9 protein-coding genes, 1 tRNA gene and 1 other RNA gene are annotated in these 11,213 nt (G+C 49.9%); 8 read left to right on the top strand and 3 right to left on the bottom strand.

From position 1 onward, the window contains the following. The first annotated feature begins 115 nt into the window (after positions 1–115). From BUB59_RS11990 to BUB59_RS11980, 3 genes are read left to right on the top strand one after another with little or no spacing between them, the layout of a single operon-like run. A complete protein-coding gene (locus tag BUB59_RS11990; protein WP_073230263.1) occupies positions 116–1,354 on the top strand; it encodes a GspE/PulE family protein in 1,239 nt (412 codons plus the stop codon). 56 nt (positions 1,355–1,410) lie between these two features. Further along, entirely contained in the window at positions 1,411–2,409 is a 999-nt protein-coding gene (locus BUB59_RS11985) for an MlaD family protein (protein ID WP_073230261.1), read from the top strand. 42 nt (positions 2,410–2,451) lie between these two features. Continuing rightward, positions 2,452–4,488 carry an ATP-dependent DNA helicase RecG gene (locus BUB59_RS11980; RefSeq protein ID WP_234980043.1) on the top strand — a complete coding sequence of 679 codons (2,037 nt, stop codon included), beginning with the start codon at positions 2,452–2,454 and terminating at the stop codon, positions 4,486–4,488. A gap of 31 nt (positions 4,489–4,519) precedes the next feature. On the opposite strand, the gene BUB59_RS11975 is transcribed toward BUB59_RS11980, so the two are convergent. Then, the gene (locus BUB59_RS11975; RefSeq protein WP_073230259.1) at positions 4,520–4,825 is read right to left on the bottom strand and encodes a hypothetical protein; all 306 of its coding nucleotides are present in this window, start codon (positions 4,823–4,825) and stop codon (positions 4,520–4,522) included. Between the two features lie 161 nt (positions 4,826–4,986). Between BUB59_RS11975 and BUB59_RS11970 the strand changes: the two genes are divergently transcribed. Further along, positions 4,987–6,411, top strand: coding sequence for a hypothetical protein (locus BUB59_RS11970; protein ID WP_073230257.1), 1,425 nt, complete (start codon positions 4,987–4,989; stop codon positions 6,409–6,411). Between the two features lie 64 nt (positions 6,412–6,475). On the opposite strand, the gene rnpB is transcribed toward BUB59_RS11970, so the two are convergent. Continuing rightward, an RNA gene (gene rnpB, locus BUB59_RS11965) (RNase P RNA component class A) lies at positions 6,476–6,848 on the bottom strand. 82 nt (positions 6,849–6,930) lie between these two features. On the opposite strand from rnpB, the gene BUB59_RS11960 reads away from it, so the two are divergent. Further along, complete coding sequence (locus BUB59_RS11960; protein ID WP_073230255.1) at positions 6,931–8,685, top strand: BamA/TamA family outer membrane protein; 1,755 nt, start codon at positions 6,931–6,933, stop codon at positions 8,683–8,685. Between the two features lie 23 nt (positions 8,686–8,708). On the opposite strand, the gene BUB59_RS11955 is transcribed toward BUB59_RS11960, so the two are convergent. Beyond that, positions 8,709–9,992: a hypothetical protein gene (locus BUB59_RS11955; protein WP_143160372.1), complete on the bottom strand. Its 1,284-nt coding sequence runs from the start codon at positions 9,990–9,992 to the stop codon at positions 8,709–8,711. 171 nt (positions 9,993–10,163) lie between these two features. On the opposite strand from BUB59_RS11955, the gene BUB59_RS11950 reads away from it, so the two are divergent. From BUB59_RS11950 to BUB59_RS11940, 3 genes are all read left to right on the top strand, one after another. After that, entirely contained in the window at positions 10,164–10,721 is a 558-nt protein-coding gene (locus BUB59_RS11950) for a TlpA family protein disulfide reductase (RefSeq protein ID WP_234980042.1), read from the top strand. 18 nt (positions 10,722–10,739) lie between these two features. Further along, positions 10,740–10,937, top strand: a complete 198-nt coding sequence (locus BUB59_RS11945) for a hypothetical protein (RefSeq protein WP_073230251.1) — start codon at positions 10,740–10,742, stop codon at positions 10,935–10,937. Positions 10,938–10,998: 61 nt separating this feature from the next. Then, positions 10,999–11,072 (top strand) — tRNA-Arg (locus BUB59_RS11940). The last annotated feature ends 141 nt before the right edge of the window (positions 11,073–11,213 follow it).

Below are 11,213 nucleotides of genomic sequence, written 5' to 3'. Positions count from 1 at the left end.
CCGAGCGCTGCAGCATGCAAAAGTCTTTGCATGTTATAGCCGAGGCGTAGGCTGTTGCATTTTGCAAACAACTTTTGACACGCAAGGAAAATCTTCCTTACTAGCTTTGCGCACTATGGACAAATTATGCAACAACATTTTTATACAGCAGGAAAATGGATTCTGCAAGGTTTTTCTGGAAAACGAATTTGACGAATTTCTTCTGGAAAAAATCCGACACGAATACAATCAGAGGGTGATTCCCGTTAAAGCAAGTAAAGCAGAGATTAGCCGTTTGAATCGAGCCCGAAACAAGGAAAATGACCAGGAAATCATCAGACAATTGGAACCAGGAAAAAAAGATTCTTCCTGGGAATCGGCTCCCATTATCAACCTGGTAGATAACCTGCTGGAGAACGCACTGGACGCAGGTGCATCCGACATCCACATTGAGCCACAGGAAAACGCACTCAGAATCCGTCTGAGACAGGATGGAATGTTAAAGGATTTCAAGACGTTGCCTTTATGGCTTGCGGAGCCCATCCTGATCCGCTTGAAGATTCTTGCCGAAGTCGACATTACCGACAGGCGTATTCCTCACGATGGCAGCTTTACCTTTAACAGCTCCAGCGGGGCCATCAATATCAGACTAAGTACCCTTCCGACTCAAGGCGGTGAGAAATGCGTCCTGAGATTACTGCCCCGTCAAGACGCCTCCAGAGAATTCCTGCTGGAAGATCTTATTTCAAGCCAGGTCCAGCTGGACTTTCTCCGGAAAGTATTCCGCAGCCCTCAGGGTTTATTCCTGATTACAGGGCCTACGGGCAGCGGGAAGACCACCACCCTACACGCAGGCCTTCGAGAGATTATCCACCAGCAAATCAACGTCACCACCATCGAAGACCCGGTGGAATACGTACTGGAAGGAGCCAACCAGGTGCAAGTGAATGAAAGATGCGGATTCACCTTCCCTGTAGCCTTACGCTCCATCCTGAGGCAAGACCCGGATGTAATCCTTGTAGGAGAAATCAGAGATGCAGAAACCGCCCAGATTGCTATACGAGCCGCCCAGACAGGACATCTTGTGTTGTCCACCCTCCACACAAACAATGCCGAAGCTGCTTTTTCCAGACTTCAGGACCTGGGAGTAGAAACCTCCTACATTCAGGATTCTCTACTGGGAGTCATGGCCCAGCGCCTCGTACGGAAAACAACTGAAATTTCCGGCAAATATTCGGGACGTTTAGCCCTGACGGAAATCATCCGTGGGGACGGGACACTAGTAGACGGCAACCTGAGGGACAGTGCAAACAGGGCCATAGCCCAAGGTTTAACGGACCAGCAGGAAATTGAGCGCATAATAGGCTCTGTTTAGATTACTAGCACCCCTATCCAGAAAACTTTTTTTAAACCTTTTCTATATTGCTCGGTATGAAAATTTCCGATAGGACATTAGGCTATCTGTCGCTCGTGGCATTGATTTTCATTTTTGCCTTTGTTGCGCTGGAAATGCTAGAAGCACACCAGAAATCCACTACCACTATTCAAGTGGATTTTGACGAGTTGGGATCTCTCCAGCCCGAAGATCTGGTGGTTGTCCGCGGATTTACCGTAGGAACCGTAGGCAAAGTGGAATGGCTGGGTGACCGTGCCAGAATCCAGATCAATTTTGATGAGCCCATTATCCTTCGCGAAGGCACTCGAATTGTCAACGTGAACTACGCCATCATGGGTCAGCGCCGCGTGGAAATTTTTCCCTCCAAGGAAGGCAAACGCTATCCCGATGATTACATTTATACCGGAACTTTTGAACCCGGCATCGCCGAAGTTCTCCGTTACATCGAAGACGTAAATCAGCAGCTCTCTGCGGTTCGCGAAATGGTACACCTGGTGGTAGACGGAGACTCTACCCACCCTTCTGCCCAAGCCGCTTTTGAAAACGTAATGGCCACCGTGGATGGCACCCTGGAAAGTGCAGACAAGCTGATTACCACCATGCAACCCACCATCAACCATCTGTTTAAACAGGTCAATACCGCAAGCAGCGAGCTGATCGAAGTTGCCAACCAGGCGGATACCGCCGTGCAGGTTGCTACCAAGGCCGTCAACTCGAAGATTCAGGTTGCAGAGGAAGCCATCAAGACCATTTCCGAAGGCGCCCAAAACATCAATCAGCTGGTAATCGATATTGAATCGGATACTACTTTCAGCAAGCTTTTCAAGAGCAAGGAAACCATGGATCGTCTTGCCGAAATGGTTTCCAAGACCAAGGACCTTATCGCTTCCATTGACTCCAAGAACATTTCAGTTAGAGACGAAAACGGCAATCCCGTTACGCTCCTCACTTGGAAGGGCATTAACCTGATTGGAGAAACTGCCCGCGAAAAAGCAAAGAAGCGCGCAGAAAAGGGCGAAAGCTTAGACAAGTAATTGGAAGAAGGTTTCCTCATGGATCTTTCCAATCTCCCTAAAATGGGACCAAAAAGTTTGGACGCCCTCAAGGCTGCGGGCATCGTTTCCCTTTCGGATTTTCTCTATAATATTCCCCGTACTTATCTAGACCAGACTAAGGTTTCCCAGATTGGAAACCTTCATGCCGGGGAGCGCGTGGTCCTCATAGGAAAGATCATTCGAGCAGGAATTATCCGCGGTAGGTCTAGCAGGTTTGTCGCCACCCTTGCCGATGGAACAGGCGAAATCAACCTGACATTTTTCCAGGGCTACAGCTACCATAGCAAGCGAATCCAGCCCGGCTCCCACTGGCTTGTAACTGGCACAGTCGGTGAATACCGCGGCTTCCAGATGACCCATCCGGACATGCAACGATTTGACGAAGACGAACAGTTCTCCGGCCAAATTCTCCCGGTGTATCCCATGACGGAAGCCATGGTCAAGAGTCGTATTACCCAGAAATCCTTGAGGAACTGGTATAAGGTTGTATTTAACTTTCCTTCCTTGACCCTTCCTGGACTTTGCCCCAAGGCACTGACGGATTATCTCCACTTCAATCCAGTTCTTGCAAACTTGAAGGCACTGCATCTACCAGTAGACTTCAACGAAATCCGCAAGGCAAAACAGCAGCTTAAGATTCTGGAACTTCTCCCCTTCTGCCTCCGCATGGTCAAGCGCCGCGAGAGTCAGATGTTGCGAGGTCACGAGCGTCAGGTGGACCTAGGTCTTGTAATGAAGGCTAAATCGGAACTGCCCTTCAGCCTCACGGACGGACAGGAAAAAGCACTGAACGAAATCGTATCCGGTCTCAACGGAAAGAAGCAGTTCCACGCATTGCTACAAGGTGATGTAGGCTGTGGCAAGACCGTGGTGGCCATGCTATCAATGCTTGCCGTCTGCGGATCTGGGGAACAAAGCGCCCTGATGGTCCCCACAGACATCCTGGCAAGGCAGCACTACAAACAAATGAAGCCCGTATTTGAAGCGGCAGGTATGCGAGTGGAACTGTTGGTAGGCGCCACACCCGCTGCAGAACGTAAGGCTATTCTGGGAGAACTCCAGATGGGTCTTTGCCAGGCCGTCATCGGCACCCACGCCCTGTTCTCCAAGGATGTGGAATTTGCAAAGCTGGGTTTTGTGATTATTGACGAACAGCACCGTTTTGGCGTGGGCCAACGCGAAGCGTTGCTGGCAAAGGGTGAATATCCCGACATGTTGGTCATGAGTGCAACGCCCATTCCCAGAAGTTTGGCAATGACCATGTATGGCGACCTGAAGGTCATTTCCATCAAGGAAAAACCCGCAGGACGAAAGCCCATCAAGACACGCCTGGTTCCTGCAGACAAGCGTAACGACATGAAGCGGTTCATCGCCAATGAAGCGAAGAATGGAAACCTCTGTTACTGGATTGTCAGCAAGGTCAACAGCACGGATAAAGATTCTGAAGGGGTCCCCGCACGAAGCGTCGATGACGTGGTCCGAGAACTTCGGGCATTTGATTCGACTCTCGTAGTAGAAGGCATTCACGGCCAGATGGATGAAGCCGTCCGTGACGAAACCTTAAAGCGTTTCGCCGCAGGACAAGTCCATATTCTAGTAGCCACCACCGTCATCGAAGTGGGCGTCAATGTTCCCCAGGCAAACGTGATGGCCATCGATTCCCCGGACCGTTTCGGGCTTGCCCAGCTCCATCAGCTTCGAGGTCGTGTGGGCCGCGGAGACGTTCAGGCCTGGTGCTTCCTGATGATGCCCGAGGGGGATGCCGCCGAGAATTCCATAGAACGCCTGACCCAGTTCAGCCACACGGAAGACGGATTTGAAATTGCAGAACTGGACCTTGCCGCCCGCGGGGCTGGCAACCTGGAAGGTAACGAACAAAGCGGAAGTTGGGTATTCCGCTGGTTTGACTGGATTCACGACCAGGAACTGATTTCCCAGACATTGGAAATTGCGGACCATATCCTGAAGGATGGAGACGCCTTCAACGAAGATGCCCGGGAAAAAATCCAGCTCTGGTATCAGGAAAAGCCCTCCGCCAACGAAGACGGAATCCATTAAGAAAGGCGAGCATTAGCTCGCCCCTTTCATTCTAAAGCAATTGAGTTACGGTTCCTAGAACCAAGGCACACAGCACAAGGTTCAGGAAGAAGAATGTACGCCTAACAATAATGTAGAACAAAGGCAGCCATTGAAGCATATTGTCCATAGGGGCCACCAGTTCCTTGATCCCCAGGAAAACGCTAATGAGCCCCGTAACCACCATCATCAAGGTGCCAACGAAATAACCTTCGCTCCAGACCCAAATAGTCACACCAAGCCCCATCAGCATAGCAATAACGCCAATGATGATTTCTATTCGGAGGATGATGTTCTTCCATTCTTTTTTTGCGATCATAGAACGAATTTAGAAATTCAGGATGAACAAGCATGCATACAAAAAAAAGGAAGGTCAAAATTACCCCTTTTCCAAGTTGTAATAAAAATGTAAGTATTTTGAAAGATTTTTCCTTGAATAAAGATTTATCTTGTTAAAAAATGCTTACAAAAGGAGTACTTATGTTTAACGATTGGGTGAAATCAGCAGCCGTAATCGGCCTAACCGCAACGAGCCTGTTTGCAGGCGGTGCTACCACCAATAACAACCACTCCGCAGCATTTCTCCGTAGCGTAGCCCGTAACGCTACCACAGATAACGACGCCCCTTACTACAACCCCGCAGGTACCGCCTTCATGAAGGACGGCTTCCACCTGTCTCTTTCTAACCAGACTTTCTGGCAGGGCCGCACCATTACTACCGAGTCTCCCCTGTTTGAAGGAGGCAAGAAGGAATACAAGGGCGACACCTTTGCCCCCTCCATGCCCGGTGTACACGGCACATGGCACTACGGCAACCTGGCAATTTCCACCACCATCGGCGTCATTGGCGGCGGTGGCTCCCTGAACTTCAAGGATGGAATCCCCTCCTTTGACACCCAGTTGGCAGCACTTCCCATGATGCTGTCCCAGGCAGGCCTCCCCACTACGTCTTACGAGGCAGACATCTCCTTGGAAGCATCCTCCTACCAGATTGGTTTTGCCCTGGGTGCAGCCTACCAGTTCGCAGACATGTTCAGCGTCTACGTCGGTGGCCGCCTGACTTACTCCTACAACCATTACGAAGCAAGTCTCTCCAACGTGAAGATCAACCCCACCATGGAACAGTTCGGTCTTGATGGAAAGATGGTGGAAGCAGCAGAAACGTTCAACCAGATTTCTTCTTACCTAGAAAACACCGCAAAGCAGGCAAAGGCCGCTGGCTATGAAGGTCAGGCCGCTGAACTTGCCGCCAAGGCAGAAGCCATGGCAGGTTACGCCTACGCAGTCAGCGACAAGAAACTGGACGTTGAACAGGAAGGCTTCGGCTTCGCTCCCATCTTTGGCGCATCCTTCAAGTACAAGCGCCTGACCGTTGGCGTCAAGTATGAAATGAAGACTGAAATCGAAATGGAAAACGACACCAAGGTGAACGAAGTGGGCTTGAGCGACTTTGACGACGGCAAGAAGGATCACGCCGACGTTCCCGCCATGTTGGCTGTGGGCCTGACCTACTCCGTCCTGGACAACGCACGAATTTCCCTGGGTTACAACCTGTGGTTTGACGAAGACATCGACCTCACCGGCGATACAGAAGATTACCTGGGAAACAGCCACGAATTCATGTATGGTGTCGAAATTGACTTCTTCAAACGCTGGACCATCAGTACTGGCCTTATTATCTACCGCTGCGACCGTACCGACGACTACGTCAGCGACATGAGCCAGCTCCTGAACACCACTACCTTAGGTCTTGGCCTTGCCTACCGCGTGAACGACCATGTGAGACTTGACCTCGGCTACTACCACACCCGATACAACAAGGATACCGACAAGGAAGAATACGGTCTTAACACCTACGAACGCACTAGCCGCGGCTTCGGTATCGGCGTAGACCTGGACTTCTAACCCCGCAGGAATCCAGAGCACGTAATTTTAAAAGCCTCCGACTAATAATGTCGGAGGCCTTTAAATTCTACGGGCAGTTATAAGCCGGGTTCTGTACCCCTTGCGGAGTGATGACCATCTCTCTGGACGAACTGTTACCAGCCGCCTCAAGCGACCTACCCGGATGTTCAGCTGACACGAGCCGCATCAGGTCCTTACGGACGAACTCCTGCTTGGTCTTGCACCGGATAAGGTTTACATTGCCACCCCTGTCACCAGGAATGCGGTGAGCTCTTACCTCGCCATTTCACCCTTACCTGCTTGCGCAGGCGGTATAATTTCTGTTGCACTTTCTGTCGCGTTTCCGCGCCTGGACGTTATCCAGTATCCTGCTCTGTGGTGCCCGGACTTTCCTCCAGTCTGAATTGCTTCTCGCCGGCGGCCATCCGCTGCCCAGCCCAAATATAGAAAGAACCGCCTTTCGTTGCAATTCTAGGAACCCTTAATTTTTTATATTGCGGGGACGAGTTAGGATTTTCTATGCGCATTTTACCACTTGCAATACTTTTGACTTTCGCGGCTTTCTCCCTTGCCCAGGGAGATTCCTCTTCTGTAGCAGAAAAGAGCACCAGTGGTGTTCAGATTGACGAAATTCAGTTTGATATTGGCGACGCCTTCGACGATTCCAAATATCATACCAAGTATGACAAGTGGGTTTACGACATCCTGAACATACTCCATATTCAAACTACGGAATCCACCGTACGAAAGCTTTTGCTCTTCGATCCGGGCGATACTGTCGACAGTTTGAAGATTATTGAAGCGGAACGATTCCTTCGTACCCAGAAGTATCTTTCCGACGCAAGCATTACCATTTCGAATGAAAATGGAAAAAACATTGCGAAAGTCAAGACCAGCGACAACTGGACCTTATCCCCCCTCGTAGGCCTAGGCCATCCTGGAGACGAATGGACTTATGGCATAGGCGTTCAGGAAAGCAATTTTCTCGGTCTAGGGCATAAGCTTGGATTCTACTACGGTCACGAAGAACTGCGAGACATGTACCAACTGGAATATGGGGCTCCTCACTTTCTGTTCCGTTATAACCAGCTTGACCTGCTAGGTAGCTACAATACAGACGGTTACCTCATTAGCGGCGTCATGAACATGCCCTTCCTTAGTCGAAGCAAGAATCAATGGGCATATACAATTGCAGGACTCAAGAGCCAGAGTTTCTACCACGTCTATGGGAGTGGGGATATGCCTGAAGGAGCAACTCCTTACCCCATTACAGCGTCATCCGATTCTGTACGAAATTTGTACCTAAAGAGTCTGCCCCGTTATAACGGCAAGAAAACCGTCGAGTTGATGAAGGTGGAGGACTTTAGAAACGACTCCCTTAGTTTCCGTCTAGCACGCTCCTTCGGGGGCGTACACCGCAAGCTTTATCTGGGCGCCACTTACGACTACAAGCGTTCCACAGCTGTAGACGGCAAGATGTTCCGCTATATCTTTAGGGATGCGGACCAAACTTACGCTCTAGACTCCGCAACAGCCTGGAATGAATGGCTTCCCGACGTCAAGGATTCCCGCCTCGGTTTCTACCTGATGATCAACAACTACCGTTACGAAAAAATCAAGAACTTCCATAACGTAAAATGGACGGAAGACATCCAGAAAGGCTACAGCCTAAAGTTCCAGCTTTCCAAAAACTACGAACAGCTGGCCGCCAACAACAATGATATCCGTATGGACCTCTGGGGAGACATGTATCTGGGAACAGGCATGCATCACTTAACCTTGCAATCCAATGCTCGCTTCTATCTGGATCACGGCAACCAGCACGACTTTTACGGCAAGTTGAACGGCGAGTACATTTTCCATCCCACCAACGCACTTTCCACCGTTCTCATGGGAGTCGTTGACTTCTACGAGAACACCCCATATGGTGTGCAACTTTCTTTGGGCGGCGCCGATGGATTTACCGGCTTCCCCATAAGCTACTATACGGGACAGGCTCGTGTCTACGGTTCCCTGGAACAGCGCTGGTTCCCCAACTTTGAACTGGCAACCTTCATGCCAGTGTTTGCAGCCTTTGCCAGTGTTGGCGAAACCGCCTGGGACTTTGATGACATCAACCGCAAGGATCTGATTTACGTTCTCGGTATTGGCGCTCGTTTTGCACAGACCAAGTCCATCAGCCGACTAATCAACCGGGTGGACGTAAGCGTCCCGCTGAATGGGGCTCGTAAGGGCGACATCCATTACTCCATTACCACAGCTCTCTCTCTATAGCAGACGAGCACTCTCTATACGCTCTAACTTCCGTAAGGAACTCCAGAAACCAGGCACTGGGCATAGTTCCTAATGCATTTGCAAGAATGATCCGTGAATACAAGCGGATCGTTTTTGATTTTTTCAATCCAATAAGCAGCCAGATACTTGTCATAAGGGGAGAATTCAGCACCGAGGCATTCCTCCAGAGACAAGTTGTCCGTCAGTTCATCCCATTCCCTGCGATTTCTGTCGTAACTCACTGCAGACTCATGCAAGGCAAGCAAACTTTGCACCTGTTCCAACGTCCCAGCAGAAAGTTCCCTCACATATTTCCGGATTTCCTCATTACGGCCATGAAAATAAATCTGCAATCCTCCATGAACCAGATAATTTATGGAGTATTTGTCATCGATTCCGCTACCCACCTTTTCCGGAAAAATTTTCAAGAATTCAACGGCTTCTCGCAAGTCCTCCGCCACCACAGGCTTGTTCAGGGAACTACGCCTAAAGTCAGCAAAGGGAGCCATCCCCGTACCGAGAACATTCACTGTTTTAAAGAAGCCATGCTCCTTTCCATCACTTTCTAGCTCCTTCCAAAGGGAACCAAAGGTATACAAGTCATGACGAATCGCCTTCAATACCTTCAATGAGGACGGTCCCAATTTCAAGTCCAGGGCGAAGCGCCAATTGCCAGCCTCATCCGTTGCGCACGGAGCCGCAAAATAGCCATGGTCCCTATCGTAGGTTACCGCCGAAGGATTTTCAAAGCACGCCTTCACCATCGGGTAAAAATAGGCGGCGTTTTCTACACTGCGTGGATACCTCAGCAATTCTTCGCCCACAGCCCTGATGGGTTCCTTCAATTTCACCTTCACGGCAAAATCAACCTTCATCAGGACTCTAGCCCGATCCAGATGATCCTCCTTATCCATCCTGAAGTACGAAACCCGGACCGAATCCTCCACAAAGGAACGCTCGATCTTGATGGCGTTATCCAGTTTGTCGGACAATTTCAAATAGGGGTTTCCCTCGGAGGTGATACTCTTTGCCAGTCGATCCGCCGCCGCCCTATCGGGAACCACGCTTCCGTATGTACGAACCGTCAGTTGATTACAAGGAAGCAGAAGTTCCTCCCCCTTCAGGAAACCACCCCAGACGGAACGCAAGTCATCCAGAGAAAAACGTTTCATGAGATCCATAAATCCGAAAAGTTTCTTCACAGAGGGCTTGGACTTCGGCTCAAGACAATCCAGTCGCAGAGAAACCTTTCTACGCAGGTTCCCTAGCCCTCCAAACGAAATCACATCACAAGCTCTTTTTGCCATACGGCCTCCAAACTATTATATCGCCCCGAAAGTGTGATTTGTAGAACATTTCACCCCCTTTACCAATCTTTTTTTTACAAAACGAGGTTTCTGGTGCAACATTTTCCCCAATTTTTCATATTTTATGTGAAAAATAAGAGATATGGGTCTTACCAAGGAAAATTTGATACCATGCGTATTTTTACGAAATTGTTTACTTTTACCGCATTTTTTGCACTTGCAGCAGGCGTCTCAAACGCACAGCTTTCTCCCGAACCGCCAATGGCCAACGTGAACCTTATGCAGGATTCCACCACCAACCAGCCTATGAAGATGGACTTTTCCAAGCCCCTCACAGGCATTAGCGATCCGGGCATTCTGTTCAGCCATTTTTCCAACAGACCCCTGCTGATCTATTACTTCAGCCCCAAGTGCCCCCACTGCCAGCGCCATATGCCTGAAATTCAGGACCTGATGAAGGAATACGAAAAGGACGGCCTGACAGGTATCGCCATCGGCCTCGGCGGCGGCATCAAGAAGAACGATATCAGATCTTTCATCGACACGTACAAAGTGGTCATTCCCGTATTCCAGGATGCAGACTACAAGTTCGCACCTGTATATGGCACCGGCTACATCCCCGTTGTATACCTGGTGAACAAGGACGGCACCTTCTACCGTTACGAAACGGTAAACGAAGCCAACATGAACCACATGCGCGCAACCCTCAACAAGATGCTTAGAAAATAATCCGCAGGTAGTACCCTCATGGATGAACGAAAGAGAAGGATTATCTCAAGACAGATCCGCATCACCAAGCTGATGATCGCCAGGATCGATCGAGAACAGAAACGCATTGAACAGAATCAATACGTACGCTTTCTCGTGCTGCTCCCCCTCCTGGCTCTAGCCTTCTCCTTCCCCCTGTTCATCATAGCCAGCGCCATGAAGAACTTCCTTCTGTAGCCCTCGGTTGAAAAAATCCAAATAAATTGCTATATATGCCTCACCCCTTGAAGGGGTAAATGCTCGAGTAGCTCAGTTGGATAGAGCATCTGCCTTCTAAGCAGAGGGTCGTGGGTTCGAATCCCGCCTCGAGTATGAAAAGGACCACCCATCAGGGTGGTCTTTTTTCATACTCATGGCACGAAAGAAGCCGCCGGTTCGACTTTTGCCAGAGCGAGAGTCGCGGGCAAGCTCGCTTGCCCATGACCGAGCGAAAGCAAAAGCTGCTACGCGAAG

Source organism: Fibrobacter sp. UWEL, assembly GCF_900142535.1.
Lineage (GTDB): Bacteria > Fibrobacterota > Fibrobacteria > Fibrobacterales > Fibrobacteraceae > Fibrobacter.
The sequence above is the reverse complement of the archived record's forward strand: the minus strand, read 5'-3'. Positions and strand labels throughout refer to the sequence as shown.